20 protein-coding genes are annotated in these 18,112 nt (G+C 59.2%); 9 read left to right on the top strand and 11 right to left on the bottom strand.

Annotated elements, in window-relative coordinates; translation table 11 throughout:
* Window positions 1-86 precede the first annotated feature (86 nt).
* Window positions 87-479 (top strand): glutaredoxin family protein, encoded by a 393-nt coding sequence (locus KIG99_RS01590; RefSeq protein WP_226458474.1) that lies wholly within the window; start codon window positions 87-89, stop codon window positions 477-479.
* A 171-nt stretch (window positions 480-650) separates the two neighbouring features.
* Here KIG99_RS01590 and KIG99_RS01595 read toward each other — a convergent pair whose 3' ends face one another.
* From KIG99_RS01595 to KIG99_RS01620, 6 genes are all read right to left on the bottom strand, one after another.
* Entirely contained in the window at window positions 651-1,244 is a 594-nt protein-coding gene (locus tag KIG99_RS01595; protein WP_226458475.1) for an NAD(P)H-dependent oxidoreductase, read from the bottom strand.
* Between the two features lie 90 nt (window positions 1,245-1,334).
* Window positions 1,335-1,856 (bottom strand): hypothetical protein, encoded by a 522-nt coding sequence (locus KIG99_RS01600; protein WP_226458476.1) that lies wholly within the window; start codon window positions 1,854-1,856, stop codon window positions 1,335-1,337.
* A 92-nt stretch (window positions 1,857-1,948) separates the two neighbouring features.
* Complete coding sequence (locus KIG99_RS01605; protein WP_226458478.1) at window positions 1,949-2,413, bottom strand: RDD family protein; 465 nt, start codon at window positions 2,411-2,413, stop codon at window positions 1,949-1,951.
* A gap of 101 nt (window positions 2,414-2,514) precedes the next feature.
* The gene (locus tag KIG99_RS01610; protein ID WP_226458479.1) at window positions 2,515-4,077 is read right to left on the bottom strand and encodes an ATP-dependent nuclease; all 1,563 of its coding nucleotides are present in this window, start codon (window positions 4,075-4,077) and stop codon (window positions 2,515-2,517) included.
* 44 nt (window positions 4,078-4,121) lie between these two features.
* Window positions 4,122-4,217 carry a 3'-5' exonuclease gene (locus tag KIG99_RS20730; protein WP_226458481.1) on the bottom strand — a complete coding sequence of 32 codons (96 nt, stop codon included), beginning with the start codon at window positions 4,215-4,217 and terminating at the stop codon, window positions 4,122-4,124.
* A 121-nt stretch (window positions 4,218-4,338) separates the two neighbouring features.
* Window positions 4,339-4,491, bottom strand: a complete 153-nt coding sequence (locus KIG99_RS01620; protein WP_226458482.1) for a hypothetical protein — start codon at window positions 4,489-4,491, stop codon at window positions 4,339-4,341.
* Window positions 4,492-4,644: 153 nt separating this feature from the next.
* Between KIG99_RS01620 and KIG99_RS01625 the strand changes: the two genes are divergently transcribed.
* A complete protein-coding gene (locus tag KIG99_RS01625; protein ID WP_226458483.1) occupies window positions 4,645-5,292 on the top strand; it encodes an HD domain-containing protein in 648 nt (215 codons plus the stop codon).
* A 3-nt stretch (window positions 5,293-5,295) separates the two neighbouring features.
* Here the strand turns inward: KIG99_RS01625 and KIG99_RS01630 are convergent, their stop codons facing one another.
* Window positions 5,296-7,260, bottom strand: a complete 1,965-nt coding sequence (locus KIG99_RS01630) for a putative bifunctional diguanylate cyclase/phosphodiesterase (protein WP_226458484.1) — start codon at window positions 7,258-7,260, stop codon at window positions 5,296-5,298.
* Between the two features lie 48 nt (window positions 7,261-7,308).
* Entirely contained in the window at window positions 7,309-7,545 is a 237-nt protein-coding gene (locus KIG99_RS01635; RefSeq protein ID WP_226458485.1) for a hypothetical protein, read from the bottom strand.
* Window positions 7,546-7,636: 91 nt separating this feature from the next.
* Here KIG99_RS01635 and KIG99_RS01640 point away from each other — a divergent pair, with 91 nt between their 5' ends.
* The 3 genes from KIG99_RS01640 (at window position 7,637) to KIG99_RS01650 (ending at window position 10,451) form a co-directional block, all read left to right on the top strand.
* A complete protein-coding gene (locus tag KIG99_RS01640) occupies window positions 7,637-8,419 on the top strand; it encodes a substrate-binding periplasmic protein (RefSeq protein WP_226458486.1) in 783 nt (260 codons plus the stop codon).
* A gap of 7 nt (window positions 8,420-8,426) precedes the next feature.
* The gene (locus tag KIG99_RS01645) at window positions 8,427-10,022 is read left to right on the top strand and encodes a CHASE domain-containing protein (protein ID WP_226458487.1); all 1,596 of its coding nucleotides are present in this window, start codon (window positions 8,427-8,429) and stop codon (window positions 10,020-10,022) included.
* A gap of 117 nt (window positions 10,023-10,139) precedes the next feature.
* Window positions 10,140-10,451, top strand: coding sequence for a hypothetical protein (locus KIG99_RS01650; RefSeq protein WP_226458488.1), 312 nt, complete (start codon window positions 10,140-10,142; stop codon window positions 10,449-10,451).
* Between the two features lie 347 nt (window positions 10,452-10,798).
* Here KIG99_RS01650 and KIG99_RS01655 read toward each other — a convergent pair whose 3' ends face one another.
* Complete coding sequence (locus tag KIG99_RS01655; protein WP_226458489.1) at window positions 10,799-10,966, bottom strand: DUF3149 domain-containing protein; 168 nt, start codon at window positions 10,964-10,966, stop codon at window positions 10,799-10,801.
* Between KIG99_RS01655 and KIG99_RS01660 the strand changes: the two genes are divergently transcribed.
* A complete protein-coding gene (locus KIG99_RS01660) occupies window positions 10,960-11,430 on the top strand; it encodes a hypothetical protein (RefSeq protein WP_226458490.1) in 471 nt (156 codons plus the stop codon). The two genes, KIG99_RS01655 and KIG99_RS01660, sit on opposite strands and share 7 nt — an antisense overlap.
* Here the strand turns inward: KIG99_RS01660 and ppsA are convergent.
* Complete coding sequence (ppsA, locus tag KIG99_RS01665) at window positions 11,349-13,724, bottom strand: phosphoenolpyruvate synthase (RefSeq protein ID WP_226458491.1); 2,376 nt, start codon at window positions 13,722-13,724, stop codon at window positions 11,349-11,351. The genes KIG99_RS01660 and ppsA overlap by 82 nt on opposite strands.
* A gap of 25 nt (window positions 13,725-13,749) precedes the next feature.
* On the bottom strand, window positions 13,750-14,535 hold the full coding sequence (locus KIG99_RS01670; RefSeq protein ID WP_226458492.1) for a FadR/GntR family transcriptional regulator: 786 nt from the start codon (window positions 14,533-14,535) through the stop codon (window positions 13,750-13,752).
* A 177-nt stretch (window positions 14,536-14,712) separates the two neighbouring features.
* On the opposite strand from KIG99_RS01670, the gene KIG99_RS01675 reads away from it, so the two are divergent.
* Genes KIG99_RS01675 through KIG99_RS01685 form a run of 3 tightly spaced genes read left to right on the top strand, consistent with a single transcriptional unit; the run spans window position 14,713 to window position 17,587 of the window.
* Window positions 14,713-15,495 (top strand): (Fe-S)-binding protein, encoded by a 783-nt coding sequence (locus tag KIG99_RS01675; protein ID WP_226458493.1) that lies wholly within the window; start codon window positions 14,713-14,715, stop codon window positions 15,493-15,495.
* Window positions 15,492-16,160, top strand: a complete 669-nt coding sequence (locus tag KIG99_RS01680) for a LutC/YkgG family protein (protein ID WP_226458494.1) — start codon at window positions 15,492-15,494, stop codon at window positions 16,158-16,160. The genes KIG99_RS01675 and KIG99_RS01680 overlap by 4 nt, the downstream gene beginning before the upstream one ends.
* Window positions 16,157-17,587 carry a LutB/LldF family L-lactate oxidation iron-sulfur protein gene (locus KIG99_RS01685; RefSeq protein ID WP_226458495.1) on the top strand — a complete coding sequence of 477 codons (1,431 nt, stop codon included), beginning with the start codon at window positions 16,157-16,159 and terminating at the stop codon, window positions 17,585-17,587. Before KIG99_RS01680 ends, KIG99_RS01685 begins: the two co-directional genes overlap by 4 nt.
* The last annotated feature ends 525 nt before the right edge of the window (window positions 17,588-18,112 follow it).

Consider the following 18,112-nt stretch of genomic DNA (forward strand, 5'->3'; position numbering starts at 1 on the left):
CAGGAGAAATCAATTCGCGGCGCGCGGAACTCCATGGCGAACCGGCTGCCTTAAGCCCGTCCATTAACGGAAGCAAGTCATCCCCCATGAAAACAGTGATCAGAGCCTTCTTCAAAACCCTGCGGATCGTCATCGGCCCCTTCATGCTGCTCGGCGAGTTCGTCACCCGGCCCAAGGGGCTAGTGCGTCCCGCCGCAAGCCAGGCCGAGGTCGACCAGCAGTGCGCCAGCCTCGTCCTTTACCAGTACAAGACCTGCCCGTTTTGCATCAAGGTACGCCAGGAAATGCGGCGTCTCGCCCTCAAGGTAGAACGGCTAGATGCGCAACACCCCGGAACCCACCGCGAGGCGCTGATCAGCGGCGGCGGCAAGGCCAAGGTGCCCTGCCTGAAAATCACCGACCCGGCCGGCAATACGCAGTGGCTCTACGAATCCGGCGAGATCATCAAGTACCTGCGCAGTCGTTTCGCCAGCGCCTGAAGCCCCCGGCCGAGAGGGAACGGCCGGCCCTTGGTTTGTGCCGGCAATTTGCACCTTTTTCACCGGTCGACCGCCTGAGAGCCAGAACGAGCGAGCGAATCTGCCTCGCGGCGGGCGCAGGAAAAGCTGCGTTCAGACCGCCCCGCCGCAGCGCACGAACCCAGGCCCGCGTTACGACCAGCGCGCCAACGCCCTTTCAATCCGCGAGGAAAAGCGCCGAACCTGAGCCGAATCGAGCTTCTCCGCCTGATACAGCGACAGCATCCCGAAGCGGCAAGCCGGCGCGCAAGTGCCCAGCAACGCCGTTTTCAGGATGCGCCTGACCGGCTGCCACAGCAGCAGGCGATCCACCCACCACGGCGACCCGAGCGAAGTGATCGCCAGCGCGTGCTTCAGATTGAGCAGGCGCGGCCGAATCGGCCCCAGATCGCTGGCATGATCGTAAGCCACCCCAGGCCCCCAGACCCGGTCAAACCAGCCCTTCAAGATTGCCGGAAAACCGAACCACCAGGTCGGAAAAACCAGCACCAAAGCCTCAGCGGCGAGCAAGCGCTCAACCTGCCCGGCGATGGCAGAAGCATCGAAAGGCAAACGGTAATAACTCTGCCGCTCGGCCTCGGTCAGCACCGGAGAAAACCCGGCGTCGTAAAGGTTCTCGACCACGACCTCGTGACCGGCGGCGGTCAGTGATTTGATGGCGACCTGTGCCAGGGCTTGGGTCAGGCTGTCGGGGAGAGGGTGAGCGATGACGACTAGGGTCTTCATGGGGAATGTCTAAAACCGAGCAACTGTTGAGAAGCAGAATATGCCGCATCGCCGCAAGCATCGCACCAGAAACACGAGCGGCTCCCCCGCTTAAAGCCGACAGCTCAGCACGAGACGCTCGCCCGCCCTGACTTCAACCTCGTCGTTCGTGATGCGGGAGATCTTGCCGGCCGACTCGTAAGTGTCGCCGCACAGTTTCCAGAATATCCGCAGGCCGGGAAGCAGATCGATTTCCCGTTGCAGCACAATACCCAGCGGATCGGCGTCAAACGCGGCAACCCGATAGAGGCGATAGCGAACCACTCCCGAGTTGGCTTCGTCGAGCATGCCGTCGATGAACGGCGCCGAGAAAGACATCACCAGCCAGCACAACAAGGTGATCGGCAGAACCGGCAAGGCGACAATAAAGGCGGCCCGGCGAATGTCACCGCGCGGAGAAGCGAAGCCTGCCCAGACGAGACTGAAGGGAATGGCCAAGGCGAGCGCCAGACCAACCTGCTCATTGATACCCCACAAATCGACCTCGAACGGAAAACCGGTCAGGCCGACACCTGAAATTGCAAGTAGGGCAGCGACAAATATCAGGCGGCGATTGACGGATGCGGGCGCCATTTTCAGTTATTTACACTCAAATCGAAATAGGCAGAGAAAGTGTTAGTTTTAATTAAAAATTTAATCACTCCAACCTCTATGCATCATTTGCCCTAGGCATTGGGGAATCTGACTGAAACAGGGCCACGTTGTTTGGCTCTGACGACGACGCTATGAGCGAGTTTGTCGTGCCAACTTTGTTTCCTGTTATCAAAGCCTACCCAGATCAGTCCAAGCCCAAGCGGGATCGCAGATACAAAATATGCCAGGTATCTCCCGATGCTTTGGCCGACAGAGAGCGCAGCGCCAGAGTCGGCATCTAAAACGCGTAGCGACAATGCCATCTTCCCCGGAGTGGCTTGCTTTCGTGTCCAAAACCAGACCGAGCCAACAGCGGGAAGAACCCAGGAAATAAGAAAATCAGCAGGGCCGGAAATCACGCTCTCCGAATCAAAATACTTCCAGCCGTAAATTGAAATGAGAAGCGGAAATGTAATTACCATGATCAATATTGTATCGATGAGGGCAGCCCCCACACGCACCCAGAAGCCTGCATATTCAAAAGATGACTCATCCATAAATACTCCACTTAAAAACTTGACAAACAAAACAAACCCACCCCGCCCCATTAAAAAAATGGGGTCTGACCCCTATTGTTCTTTGTTTGCTATTTTTTAACCTATTGCTGAGATAGTAATTTTGAAACCAGACTAACAAGAGACTCAAACTCACCTGAATGAGCTTGACACACACCTGTTGTAAAAAAATTAAGGCAAACCTTCTGATCTAGGCCAAGATTATTCGAAATTTCAAAAAATTCGTTATGTTTTCCGGCTTGAAGACCGTACTCAAGTACATCAGACAAAACATCACAATCGCTTGATGTAAGTTTTGATAGCAATTCAAGACAGCTCGTGCTTTTCTGAACAATCCATGCTTCTGGCCAAGTATCGCCAGGCAAATAGGCAATGCGATTTTTATACCAACCAACAAAATCAATTCCAATATTTTCGGCCATTTTTTCGGCGTGCTTCATATTATTATTTTCATTGTTTCGCTGATCGCCATCGAATATAGCCAAAGTCTGTCGTTCTTCACCGCGAATGTAAATTGCAGCTAGTTGCCTAGCAAGGGCTGAGGCAGAACCAATTACTGTTATCTTTACTCGAGAACGAATGTGTGCCGGCAAGCTTGATTGCAATAGCGATTTCGCCACCTCATCCTCAACCATAATATCAATTTCATTACCAGGAATAGCCGCCATCTTTGCAAAAGCGAATTCAGACGAAATGGAGTCCGTTAGTTTAGTCTTTCCATTTATGCACTCAACGAAATATCTAGCATCATATGGCAAACAGTCGAATATTTCCTTGGAGTGAGTAGTGCATATAACTTGCGTGTGTGTTTCCAAACACACGTCTTTAAGCCTATCAATAAATTTCCTTTGAGCTTCAGCATGAAGTCCAAGCTCAACCTCATCCATGACAAGCAGAGCCCCTTCTCCACAAGAGTAAATGGTCGAAAATATTTCAAACAGTGCATTCTCTCCGGCCCCCATATTAAATCCAGAGTAGACTGAATTATTAATTTTAACGAGCGGGAGGCTATATTTTGTATGACGAAGGTAGCTAAACTTGTCATAAGATTTATTTAAAATATAGCCAACCGCATCCTTTACCTTATCCTCCCAACCCATAGGCTGAGTATCTTTAAAAACTCTGGAATAAGAACGTGACTGGCTTCTCTCGCTATGAGGAACAATTCTTTCGATGCCAAGAAACACCACATCCCGCTTAACGCGATCAGCATAGTTATTCCACTTCCCCCCTTTGCTTTTCCAGCGGCGTTGATGCCCAACTCCTCTTCCATCAGGAAACGAATCTGTTTTTCTCCACTTGTCATAAGCAATACCGTAGCGAATATCAATCCCTTGAGGTGGCACTTCTTCTGGATGCTGGACGAAAAAGTCTGAAAATGTAAAGTAAGAAACTTTTCTCTTTGGAAGCTTAAATCCATTTCGATTATTGTGAAATGCACAACATGCCAAAGCCAAAATTGTTGACTTTCCCGCACCATTTTTCCCAGCAATTGCTGTAATTGGAAAGTTAAAATTAATGTCTAGTGAATTTATCCCTCGCAATTCGCCTTCTTTGAGAAAAATTCTACGCAAGGCAGCGTGAGCATAATCATTTAAGTAACGATTACGGAGCGTTTTATCTTTCTGACTCTCTCGATATTTCATTATTTAATTCCGTCAATAATAAAAAACCATGACATGCACGGACATCACGTTTCACTCCCAACTATCACCAAATCCCGCATAGCCCGAGTCATCGCCACATACAACAACCGCGCCTCCTCATCATTCCGCTCTTCATCCACCGCCCTACCCGCCCTCCCCCCGGAATCGTAACTAGCGGAAACGCCAGTCCCTTTCAGCTACGCATGGTCAAAAACCTCACGGTATCGTCCTGCTAAACGAAGATGATGTCGTCCTGATAAATCATCGGGAATGCACGTTACGCGGGCCGAGCGGTACGTCGAACCAGAGCAGCCAGTCGTCTTTGAGCTTCTGCTCGAGGCGGTAGGCGAGACGTTTTTCGCCACCGGTCATGCGCGAAACACACACGCCGATTGCCGGAATCAAAGACGCCACGACCACCCTTCCGTTTTGTTATGAATTTGTAATGGGAAAATTATGCCATAGGCCATATCCCGTTCGGCTGAAAATAGCTTGGACAGCTTTCGCGCTGCCAGCCTCTCCCCGATTCGGCGTTACGATGTCGCCCCCTTCGCCCAGGAAAATCGCATGCAAAACCTCGTCGACCGTATCGCCGCCCGGATCAAGGCCAAGTTTTTGTCGGAAAGCTCGGGCCATGACTGGCATCACATTCATCGCGTCTGGCAGCTGGCGCGGCAGATTGCCGAGCGCGAGGGGGCCGACCTGGTGATTGCCGAACTCGGGGCGCTGGTGCATGACATCGCCGACTGGAAGTTCCACGGCGGCGACGACAGTGTCGGGCCGCGTGAAGCGCGCTTGTTGCTCAGCGAGGAAGGTGCGCCGGCGGCGGTGATCGAGGCGGTGGTCGAGATCGTCGCCAGCATTTCCTACAAGGGTGCTGGCGTGGCGACGCCGATGCGGTCGCTGGAGGGGCGTTGCGTGCAGGATGCCGACCGCCTGGATGCGATCGGCGCGATCGGCATTGCCCGCTGTTTTGCTTACGGCGGCCACGCCGGGCGCTTGATGCACGATCCGGACGAGCCGCCGGTGCTGCACCAGACGGCGGCGGCCTACAAGGCGTCGAAGGGCGCCAGCCTGAATCACTTCTACGAGAAGCTGTTTCTCCTCAAGGACCGCATGAACACGCCGACCGGCCGCGCCCTGGCCGAGCCGCGGCATCAGTTCATGCAGGATTTCGTGGCGCAGTTTCTCGCCGAGTGGAACGTGTCGGCTTGAATTTCAGGCGCCGAGTGAGGGGCCGCTGTGCGCGGCGCTCATGAACTGGCGGCGAAAATCGGCTTCGCAGACCGGTCGACCGCTGAGAAAACCCTGATGCACGTCGCAGACCAGGTCGCGCAGCATCAGTAGCTGGCCCTCGGTTTCGACACCTTCGGCGACGACTTCGAGGCCGAGGTTGTGGGCCATGACGATAATCGCCGGCACCAGCGCCGAAGCACCGGTGTAATTGCCTTCTTCGTCGATCAGCGACATGACGAAGCTGCGGTCGATCTTGAGGCTGTTGAAGGGCAGCCGGTGCAGGTAGGAAAGCGACGAGTAGCCGGTGCCGAAATCGTCGAGCGCCAGCCGGAAGCCGTGCCGGCGCATCGCATGCAGGGTGTCGACGTGGTCGCCTTCGGCCTGCAGCAGCATCGACTCGGTGACTTCGAGTTCAATCTGGGCGGGCGCCACGCCATGTCGCGCGCAAACCGAGATCACACGCTCCAGCAATTTGCCGTTCCAGAACTGGCGTGGCGAGAGATTGACCGCCATGCGCAGCGGCCGGGCCGAGCAACGGTTCCAGCCGGCCAGGCAGGTGATCGCCTGTTCCAGCACCCAGTCGCCGAGCGGCACGATGAGGCCGGTTTCTTCGGCAACCGAGATGAAGCGCTCGGGCGGAATCCACTGTTCGCCATCCCGCCAGCGCAACAGCGCCTCGGCACCGAGCAGTTCGCCACTGGCGGTATCGAACTGCGGCTGATAGTGCAGCTCGAACGCCCGCTGCTCGATGGCCAGACGCAGGCGGGCCTCGATCGAGGCCCGCTGCAGCACGCGTTCCTTCATCAGCGGCGTATGCCGGCAAACCCGGCCACCGCCCTGCCCCTTGGCCGCGTACATCGCAGTATCGGCATTGCGCAGCAGCTGTTCGGCATCCTCGGCATCGTTCGGATAAATGCTCAGGCCGATGCTGGCGCCAACATGCAGGTGGTTGCCGTCGGTGACGAAAGGCGCGTTGAGCTGGTCAAGAAAAAGCAGCGCCCGCGCCTCGGCAAGCGCCGGATTGACCAGGCCGGGCAGGAGGACGATGAACTCGTCGCCGCCCTGGCGCACCAGCGTGTCTTCGTCCCGCGTCACGGTACGCAGGCGGGCCGCGACTTCCTGCAACAAATGGTCGCCCAGACGATGGCCGAGCGAGTCGTTGATGTCCTTGAAGCGGTCGAGATCGATAAACAACAGCGCACAACCGCCCTCACCGGACATCGCCAAAGCCAGCCGCTCGGCGAGCATGAAGCGATTGGCTAGGCCGGTCAGCCGGTCGTGCTCGACGAGATAGCGCATTTCATCTTCATGCAGCTTGCGCTCGGTAATATCGGTCACCGATCCGGCCATCTGGTAGGCGACACCATGCCGGTCGCGTACCGCGATGCCGCGCGAGGCAATCCAGCGGTATTCGCCATTGCTCGCCCGGACCCGGTATTCGCAATAAAAGAACGGCGTGCGTGCTTTCAGGTGATCGGCCACCGTCCGGTTGTAATGCGCCCTGTCCTCTGGATGCACCAGTTCCAGCCAGGCATGCGTGTCGGGCAGGAAGTTCTCGCTGTAGCCAAGGATTTCGAGCAGGCGGGCGCCCACGTTAAGGCGCTTGCTGACCGGATCCCATTCCCAGAAACCGTCATGGGCGGCTTCCATGGCGAGGCGGTAGGCGCGCTGCGTCGTCCATAGACGCCGCAACTGGATAGCGACGAAATAGCTGCCGCAGAGGATGCACAGGGCCAGGCTGCCGCGCACCAGCGGCGAAGAATGCGCCAGCCAGAGCAACAGGAGCAGCCCGCCCAGCACCAGCAAGGCACCGACCTGCAAGCCGATCATCCGGCTGACCGGGCGACGCAAGCCCTCCGCAGCCACGTTGCCGGCAGCAATCTGGTGAGGCAGAGTGGAATGGTCGCGAATCGACATTTGTCTGGTGGTTACGAGATGGTTGGCCATGCATGGCTACTGCCGGCCACGCAGTATCCCGGCCCTTTCCCTTGCAGGTCAAGACTCCTCTTCGCCGTTGCAGGAATCGCCCGGCAGGATTATTCCCGCAGCAAGATTACCGATGGATAAGACCGGCCGGCCAGCGCTTGTCGCGGCGTGCTTTGCGTGAAAAAGCAGCCGGGCACGGATATTCGTCGAAGATATTTGCATGCCTTGCGCGCAAAACTTCGCCGGCCACGCCGTTTGCCGGCCAATTGCAAAACCGGCTGATGACTGCGCCAAGGCAAGCAGCATCAGGGTTTTTACTGCTCGCGGTTTCGCAATGTTTCGGTATGATTGAGCAACAATTTGAACAAATAGTCACACCTCCCCCCGGAGACCGACGATGATCGTACGCATAGCTTTCGCCTTACTGCTCTCGCTCGGCAGCCTTGCTGGCGTGAACGCAGCAACGCCTGACTGTTCCCGCCCCTACACGCTGGCCCTGCATGATCACGGCCTGCTCTACTCCGCCGACACCGATACCGGCATCGACAAGGATGTCGCCGAGGAACTGGTCCGGCGCAGCGGCTGCAAAGTCACTGTCAGCCTGATGCCACGCGCCCGCATCTGGCAACTGATCGAGTCCGGCGCGCTCGACTTCAGCCTTTCCGGCATTGCCAATGCCGACCGTGAAAAATTCGCCACCTTTGCCTGGTATTTCAGCAACCGCTACTACCTGCTGGTGCGCAAGGACATCAACGTCCGCCAGATCAACGATTTCGTGCAAAACAACGCCCTGCAACTGGGCGTCATCCGCAGCTTCCGCTACAGCGAATCCGCCAACCGGCTGGTCGACCGGCTGCAGGCCGATAACCGCCTGAGCCTGTCGAGCGGGCTGTCGCCGCTTTATCAGGCGCTGCAACTCAATCGCATCCAGGGCATGATCATCGAACCCTTCGACTACCCGAGCCTGGAAGAAAAGAAGATCCGCGAGTTCACGACGGTCATCGAATTCAACGACCCGGCCGTACCGCATGGCCTGATCATGTCGAGAAAAGCCCTGCCGGTCGCCGAACAGGAAAAATGGCGGGCCCTGATCGCCGGCATGCGCAACGATGGCGCGATGCGCCGGATTTTCGAGAAGTACTTCAAGCCGGACCAGGCTGCCGCCATGGTCGACTTCTAAACGGCTCATGCAGGAGCACCCAAGCCGCACCGCGGCAATTCTTTCGCTGCTGCCCTGGTTGCCGTGGCTGGCGCTGGTTACCTCGCTCGGCACCACCTGGCTGGTCTGGGATCACGAACGCAACAGCGCAAACAACGAAATGCGCTCGCAGTTCAATTTTGCCCTGCGCGAAACGGTCAGCCGCATCGAACAGCGGGTTGCCGCCTACGAACAGATGCTGCGCGGCGTCCAAAGCATGCTGGCGACCACCAGCCTGAAGAACCGCAAGGCTGTTCACGACTACATCGAGTCACTGCAGCTTGATGCCAACTTTTCCGGAGTCCAGGTCATAGGCATCGCCGAACTGGTCGCCCCGGAGAACAAAGCGGCCCATGAAGCGGGCATGCGCCAGCTCGGGCTGGCGGATTACCGGATTGAACCAGCCGGCGAACGCGAAATCTACGCGCCAGTCATTCAGCGCGAACCGTACTTTGGCCGCAACCGGACCCTCCTCGGCTTTGACGCCTGGTCCGAGCCACAGCGCCGGCAAGCCATGATCAGGGCCAGGGATTCCGGCATGCCCGCCATTTCCGGCAAGGTGCGCCTCGCGGTGGACGACGCCAGCACGGCAACGCCCGGCTTCATCATGTACATCCCGGTCTTCGCCCACGACCGGCCGCATGACAGCATTGCCCAGCGCCGCGCCAATCTGGTCGGCTGGGTATATGCCTCGTTCCACATGAACGACTTCATGGCCAGCCTGTACGGCAGACAGCCCTCAGGCCTTGCCTTGAGCATCTATGACGAAGTCGACCCAACCGAGGCGGCACTGATCTACCGCGCGGCGGATGGCAACGAGACGCTCGGACCGACGGGCAAAAACGCCCTGAGCACCATCGAATACATGGTCGTCGCCGGCCATAACTGGACAATTTCGCTATCCACGCAAAAGCAATTCGAGAAACTCTACGATCGCGACACAGCCTTCGTCATCGCCGCGGCTGGCACTTGCCTGAGCTTCGCCCTGGCGGCACTGGTCTGGCTACTGCTCAACGGCCGTAGCCGCGCCTTGCGCCTGGCCGCCCGGATGACTGAAAAGCTGCGCCACATGGCGCAGCACGACCTGCTCACCGGGTTGCCCAACCGGGCCCTGTTCAGCGACCGCCTGCAGCAGGAACTGGCCCGGGCCAAGCGCCTGAACGGGCAATTTGCACTGATCTTTCTCGATCTCGATCATTTCAAACCGATCAACGACAACTTCGGCCACGCCGTCGGTGACCAACTCTTGCAGCAGATGGCGCAACGCCTGCGCACGGCGGTTCGCGCCGCCGATACGGTCGGCCGCATAGGCGGCGACGAATTCGTCATCCTGATGACTGAATTGACCGAAGCGAGCGATGCGCTCAACCTGGCGGAAAAGATATGCGAGGCAGTCCGCCAGCCAGTAACGGTCAACGGCCAGGAACATCGGATTTCCTGCAGCCTGGGCATCGCCATTTACCCGACCGACGGCATCGATGAAATCACGCTCACCAAACGCGCCGATGCAGCCATGTACCGCTCCAAGGAGAACGGGCGCGACGGCGTCGAACTGGCCGGCAGGATGACCAACAGCCGGTTTTGAACTGAGCCGCCGGGCAAGGTGTTACCGCACGTAAATAGGCTCAACTTCTTGTCCACTCCGGACGTTAATACATTCACAGAGGCAGTTTTGCTGAATGATTCACGAAGGAGTGTCACCATGATCGCGCTCAACCAGATGGATATCGACCGACTTCAGGAAACCGCAACAACGGCGGCAACTTATCTTGATGCCTGCGATGACGGCGCCCGCTTCGTGCGACTCGACCCGGCCTATTACAAGGCCTGCGGTCACCTGCTCCTGACCATCTTTGCAGTGACCGATGCCGCCCGCGCCTTTCCCTGCCTGCTCGAACATTCGCCGGCCGCGCGCGAAGCGGCCGAATCAGTCGAAATCGCCCGGCGCATCGGCATCAGCCGGCTCGGCTACTACCCGCAACTGACCGTGGCCATGAACCGCATCACGACCTAGGCGGTCAACGCAAAAAATATCGCGAAAATGGAAAAGGCCGGAAAACCGGCCTTTTCATCGTGCAACCCCCGTGGCGAATAAGGGTCGGGCGACCCCCGAGCACGCACCAGCCCAGAAAAGCAAGGCTTGCCACAATTGCCCCGATCCTGGCTTGGGAAAACCGGCAAACATGCTTTTCTCCCGGAAACCGGGAGAAAAGACCGGAAAGCAATTGCTGACAGACAACCAGACAGTCGTGGGAGCGACTGCGGCGTCATCTGCCCCGCTCTTTGTGCAGGAACGCCCCCGGAGATCGCCCTCCTTCCTGCCGCCCCCGCAACCGGAGGCCGCTTGCCACTAACTGCAAATCAATGGGCGACGCCTGCCGAGCCGCCATTCGCAGCAGCATCCTTGGCGTCCGACTTCATGTGCTGCATCGCGTAGCGCCCGATATACACCCCCATGACGAGGATGAAAGCGATAGTAAACAGGCTGAGCAGCCCGATATCCGACGTAAACAACAGATCCCATGCCATTGATTTTCTCCCTTTATCTCTCGGTTGATGACTGTATTGATCCAGCCATGACAATCCAATCGCAAGATGCATGCCCATGGGCTGACAATGTCACCAGGGAAAATTCAAGCGCACAAAAACAACTCCGGCGCGCCCCGCAAACCATGCAGCAGAAGGCTTGGCGGGCAGCGGGAGGAAATGGCATGCCGAGCATTCGCCACTTGATGCGTCATCGACAAGACTCGAACAAGTTCACAAAGCGCCGAACAGCGCCAATTTTGGCAGCAAATAACAAAAATCACGCCACAATTGACAATCAACGCCAAAAACGGATAAACAAAAAGGCCGGGATCGCTCCCGGCCTTTTTCATTTCTGCCGTTTCTCAACGGTCGACCGTAAAAATCAGGCCTTTTTGTGCGAGGCCAGACGGGTCCAGGTATCGACCACGGTGTCCGGGTTCAGCGAGATGCTGCTGATGCCCTGATCCATCAGCCATTCGGCCAGATCGGGGTGGTCGGACGGGCCCTGGCCACAGATGCCGATGTACTTGCCGGCCTTGTTGGCGGAGGCGATGGCCATGGCGAGCAGCATCTTGACGGCCGGATCGCGCTCGTCGAAGAGATTGGCGACCAGACCGGAGTCGCGGTCGAGACCAAGGGTGAGCTGGGTCAGGTCGTTGGAGCCGATCGAGAAGCCGTCGAAGATCTTGAGGAAGTCGTCGGCGAGCAGCGCGTTGGACGGGATTTCGCACATCATGATCAGCTTGAGGTCGTTTTCGCCCTGCTTGAGGCCGTGTTCGGCGAGCAGATCGACGACGCCCTGGCCTTCGCCAACGGTACGAACGAACGGCACCATCAGTTGCACGTTGGTCAGGCCCATTTCTTCGCGGACCTTCTTCATGGCGCGGCATTCCATCTCGAAACAGTCGCGGAAGGACTGGGCGATGTAACGCGAAGCACCGCGAAAGCCGAGCATCGGGTTTTCTTCTTCCGGCTCGTAGAGCTCGCCGCCGAGCAGCTTGCGGTACTCATTGGACTTAAAGTCGGAGAGACGCACGATCACCGGGTTCGGCCAGAAGGCAGCGGCGATGGTGGACACGCCTTCAACCAGCTTTTCGACGAAGAATTCCTTCGGCGAAGCGTAGCCACGGGCGCGGCGCTTGATTTCGTCGCGCTTCGAAGCCGGCAGGCGATCGACGTCGAGAATAGCCTTCGGGTGAATGCCGATCACGTTGTTGATGATGAATTCGACGCGGGCCAGACCAACACCGGCGTTCGGCAGCTGGGCGAATTCGAAGGCCAGTTCCGGGTTGCCGACGTTCATCATGACCTTGACCGGGACGTCCGGCATGGCGGTAATGTCGCGCGAGGTGACTTCGAAATCGAGGCTGCCGCGATAGACGTGGCCGGTGTCGCCCTCGGTACAGGAGGCGGTAACGATTTCGCCTTCGGTCAGGGTTTCGGTAGCGTCACCGCAGCCGACGATGGCCGGGATGCCCAGTTCGCGGGCGATGATCGCCGCGTGGCAGGTACGGCCGCCACGGTTGGTGACGATGGCGGAAGCGCGCTTCATCACCGGTTCCCAGTTCGGGTCGGTCATGTCGGCGACGAGCACGTCGCCCGGCTTGACCTGGTCCATTTCCTTCGGATCCTTGACGATGCGGACCGGGCCGACACCGATCTTCTGGCCGATGGCGCGGCCGGAGGCGAGCACCTTGGAGAAGGACTTGAGCTTGAACTTTTCGACCTTGCCGGCATGCGCCTGCGACTGCACGGTTTCCGGGCGGGCCTGCAGGATGTAGAGCTTGCCGTCGATGCCGTCCTTACCCCATTCGATATCCATCGGACGACCGTAGTGGGCTTCGATGATCATCGCGTAGCGGGCCAGCTCCATGACTTCTTCGTCATTGAGCGAGAACTGGTGACGCAGGGACTCTTCGACATCCTCGGTAACGACCGACTTGCCGGCAACCTTCTCGGCCGAGAAGGTCATCTTGATCATCTTGGAACCGAGGTTGCGACGTACAATGGCCTTCTTGCCGGCAGCCAGCATCGGCTTGTGCACGTAGAACTCGTCCGGATTGACGGCGCCCTGCACGACGGTTTCACCCAGGCCGTAGCTGGAGGTGACGAACACGGCATCGCGGAAGCCGGATTCGGTGTCGAGCGTGAACATCACGCCGGCGGCACCCTTGTCGGAACGCACCATGCGCTGGATACCGGCCGACAGCGCGACATCGGCGTGGATGAAGTTCTTGTGCACGCGGTAGGAGATGGCGCGGTCGTTGTACAGCGAGGCAAAGACTTCCTTGATCGCGTGCAGGATGTTTTCCAGGCCGACGATATTCAGGAAGGTTTCCTGCTGACCGGCGAAGGAAGCATCCGGCAAGTCTTCGGCGGTGGCGGAGGAGCGCACGGCGAAGGACATGTCGGCGGTCGAGTCGGCAACCAGGCGCTGGTATTGCTCGGTGATCGCAACGGTCAACGACATCGGGAACGGCGTTTCCATGATCCACTGGCGAATCTGCGCACCGCAAACGGCGAGTGCATTGACGTCTTCGACATCAAGCGCATCGAGGGCGGCGTTGATCTTGTTGTCGAGGCCGCTCTGCGCCAGGAACTCGCGATAAGCCGAGGCCGTCGTGGCAAAGCCGCCCGGCACGCGGACGCCCGTACCAGCCAGCTGGCTGATCATTTCGCCGAGGGAGGAATTCTTGCCGCCAACCTGCTCTACGTCAGTCATGCGCAATTGTTCAAAGGGGATAACGATAGGCTCCATGCCTGTTCCTTTCCGGGGGGTCAAATCAAGAAGAAGACGAAGGGTTATTGCTGAAATCACTACTCAGGCGGCGCGCTGCCGTTTCCCGCCGGGCGGCGGTACGCAGCGACTGGGCCAAGGTTTCGCGGACGAAATCGATATGGGTTTCGGCGGCGGCGCGGGCGGCCGCCGGCTTGCGCTCGTGAATGGCGGCGTGGATCGCGGTGTGCTGGTTCTTGAGCAGGTTACCGGCTGCCGGCACGCCATTCAGCTCGCCCAGGTTGAGACGAATGTTGTCGTGCATCAGGCGCAGCAGGGCCGACGACAGGTGGCCGAGCAAGGCGTTGTGGGCGGCTTCGCCGATTGCCTGGTGGAAGGCGATGTCGCAGCGCGAACGGTTGTCGAGGTCGTCGACACCAAAAGCGGCGGTCAGCTCCGTAAAAGCCTGGTCGATGCGCGCCAGGTCGTCGCCGGTGGCGCGCTCGGCTGCCCATTCGGCGGCCTGACCTTCGAGCATGCGGCGGAATTCAAGCATGTCTTCGCGCAGATTGGGGTGCGCGCCCAGCATGTCGCGCCACGGATCGAAGAAGCTCGATGCCAGACGGTCGGTGATGAAGGTGCCACCGCCCTGCCGGCTTTGCACCATGCCCTTCGATGCCAGTTTCTGGATCGCTTCGCGCAGCGACGGGCGCGACACGCCCATCTCGGCCGCGAGCTCGCGCTCCGGCGGCAAGCGGTCGCCCGGCTTCAGCGAAGCTTCAAGAATGCGGCGCTCGAGTGAAGCGGCGACGGCATCCGAAATACGCGGAACCTGCATTTTGGCTGGTGACATGGGGCTTTCGCGGTGCTTTTCAGTGGTCATTGATTGGTAAGACCACGCCATTCTAATAAGCAAACAGGTAAACCGCAAGCACCGGAAAAACCCTTATATTATTGACTAAGTAACGGTTGTATCGTACATTTTCGCTTCACGAAATATTGGTTTGACCAATTTACCAACGGAGAAACCATGCCGAATCATGGAAAACCCGCGAGCCGCCCGCGCGACATCTATTTCTTTGCCACCTGCGTCGTCGACCAGTTCTATCCTGGCGCCGGCATGGACGCCATTACCCTGCTCGAACGCCTGGGTATGCGCGTGCATTTCCCGGAAGAACAGACCTGTTGCGGCCAACCCGCCTACACCAGCGGATTTCCCGACGAAGCGAGAAAAGTTGCCGCGCTGCAACTGACGCTGTTCCCGGAAGACTGGCCGGTCGTCGTCCCGTCCGGTTCCTGCGCCGGCATGATGAAGCACCATTACCCGACGCTGTTTGCCGCCGACCCGGCCCGCAAGGCACAGGCCGAAGCGCTGTCGGGACGCATCTACGAGCTGACCGATTTCCTGGTCAATGTGCTCGACTGGCAGCCGCAGGACACCGGCGGCGACTGCACCGTCGTGCTGCACACCTCCTGTTCGGCGCGCCGCGAAATGAATGTCCACCTGACCGGCCGGAAGTTGCTCGGCAACCTGGACAAGGTCAAGGTCGCACAACAGGATCACGAATCCGAATGCTGCGGCTTCGGCGGCACCTTCTCGCTGAAGCAGCCGGAAATCTCCGGCGCGATGGTCGAAGACAAGGTCAAGGCCCTCAAGGCGACCGGCGCCGAGCGCGTCGTCAGCGCCGACTGCGGCTGCCTGATGAACATCCTCGGCCACGCCGCCTGGAAGGATCAACAGGAAGGCAAGAGCAAGCCGAGCCTGCCCGGCGAACACATCGCCAGCTTCCTGCTGCGGAGGACTGCCCAATGAGCGCTCGTGACCGCATCCTGAACAAACTGAAGGCCGCCCCGCGCCAGGACAAGGCCGTACCGGACGTCGCCGCCTGGTACGCCACGCACCGCACGCCGGAAGACAACGCCGGCAAGGTGCAGCGCTTCCGCCAGTGCATCGAACTGGCGCATGCCGAAGTGCATGCGGTCACGCCGGCCGACTGGCTGAGCACCCTGCGCGAAGTCCTGCGCAGCAAGGGGCTGGACAAGATCCTGGTGAGCGAGGAAACGACGCACGGCTGCGCGCTGCTCGATGAATTCCCGCGTCAGGGCGTCGACTGCCAGGTCTACGACATGGCGATCGAAGCCTGGAAGACGGAGATGTTCAACGCGACGCCGGCCAGCCTGACCGCCGCCCGCGCCGCCATCGCCGAGACCGGCACGCTGATCCTCTGGCCGGATGCCGCCGAGCCGCGGCTGATGTCGCTGGTACCGCCGGTGCATATCGTGCTGCTCGACGCGAACCGCATCTACAACACCTTTTACGAGGCGATGCACAGCGAAGGCTGGAAGGACGGCCTGCCGACCAACGCCCTGCTCGTTTCCGGTCCGTCGAAAACCGCCGACATCCAGCAGACGCTGGCCTACGGCGCGCACGGCCCCAAGGAACTGGTCGTCTTGCTGCTGACGGAGGACGCACAATGAGCCAGCACACCCTGCATTTCAAGCCCGCCGAAGGCTTCCGCGCCCGCTCCAAGGCGGTCGTCGACAATCCCTTCCTGCGCCAGAGTTTCCGCGGCGCCATGGACTTCCTGATGAGCAAGCGCGCCGCGCAGTTCCCCGACGCCGGGGAACTGGCCAGCCTGCGCACGCTGGGCGAAAGCATCCGCCAGTACAACCTGGCCAAATTGCCGACCCTGCTCGAACAACTCGAAGCCAACCTGACCCGCAACGGCATCCAGGTGCATTGGGCGGAGACGCCGGAAGAAGCCAACGCGATCATCCTCGGCATCTGCCAGCGCATTGGCGCCGAGCTGATGGTCAAGGGCAAGTCCATGGTCAGCGAGGAAATCGAGCTAAACCATGCCGCCGAAGCCGCCGGTGTCGCTGCGCTGGAATCGGATATGGGCGAATACATCGTCCAGCTCGCCGATGAAAAGCCGTCGCACATCATCATGCCGGCCATTCACAAGACCAAGGAAGAAATCGCCCGCCTGTTCGCCGACAAGGTCGAAGGCGTCGATTACACCGACAACGTCGATGCGCTGATCCAGATCGGCCGCAACGTGCTGCGGCAGAAATTCCTGGAAGCCGACATCGGCCTCTCCGGCGTCAATTTCGCCGTCGCCGAAACCGGCACGCTGTGCCTGGTCGAAAACGAAGGCAACGGCCGCATGTGCACCACGGCGCCACCGGTGCATATCGCCATCACCGGCATCGAGAAAATCGTCGAAAAGCTCGAACACGTACCGCCGCTGCTCTCGCTACTGACGCGCTCGGCCACCGGCCAGAACATCTCGACCTACTTCAACATGATCTCCAGCCCGCGCAAACCGGGCGAGAAAGACGGCCCGGCCGAAGTCCACCTGGTCCTGCTCGACAACGGCCGCAGCCAGGCCTACGCCGACGAACAACTGCGCAAGACCCTGCAATGCATCCGCTGCGGCGCCTGCATGAACCACTGCCCGGTCTATACCCGCATCGGCGGCCATGCCTACGGCACGACCTACCCCGGCCCGATCGGCAAGATCATCTCGCCGCACATGCTCGGTCTGGAGGCGACCTCATCGATGGCCACCGCCTCCTCGCTGTGCGGGGCGTGCGGCGAGGTTTGTCCGGTGAAGATTCCGATCCCGGAATTGCTGATGCGCCTGCGCGAAGAGGCCTTTACCGCACCGCACGCGAATCCTTCGATGCTTGGTCAGGGAGCCGGGTATAGCTGGCTGATGACTTCCGTCTGGAAGGGATGGGCGACGGTGTATCGCTCGCCTTCCTTGTACGCTGTTGCGACCTGGCTGGGGAGCCGGTTGGCGTGGCTGATGCCTGCGAAGCAAGGGGCCTGGACGACGGTGCGGGTGCCTTTGAAGCCGGCACCGAAGCGGTTGCGGGATATGTTGAGGGATCGCGGGTAAATGGGGGTGGGGCTTGCTCAGGGGCTGGATTCGGATGGCTGTTTTCGCCGGATGAATGCGGCGCTTGTTTGGCGGCTGGGTTCAGTTAGCCTTTCTCGCGAAAATAGTGCAGCACCTTTTTGGCGGCCGGGTTCCGCGCTGGCGGCGCGGGCGTACTTTCTTTTGCTTCGCCAAAAGAAAGTAGCCAAAGAAAAGGCGACCCCAGGCTACGCGGTCGGCTGCGCCGACTTCCCTGCGCTACTCGAAGGACCGGGCGGCTGCGGAACTCGGCCCTTCGGGCCTCAGACAGTCCTCGCCGAAGGCCCCCGGCCCTTCTCCGTTGCTCGGCGCTCCACATGGGGACCCGGAAAGGCGTCACGGAACGACGGCTCTGCCCAGGAAGAAAAAAGGAAAAGCCTTGTTTTTAACGGTCGACCGCTGAAAACAACCCAAAATCATATCTACCGGTTCGGCGGCGACGCCTTTCGGGTCCCCCTGGGAGGCGCTGAGCAACGCAGGCTGGCCGGGGGTTTCGGCTTGCGTCTG

The organism is Quatrionicoccus australiensis (assembly GCF_020510425.1).
Classification (GTDB): Bacteria; Pseudomonadota; Gammaproteobacteria; order Burkholderiales; family Rhodocyclaceae; genus Azonexus; species Azonexus australiensis_A.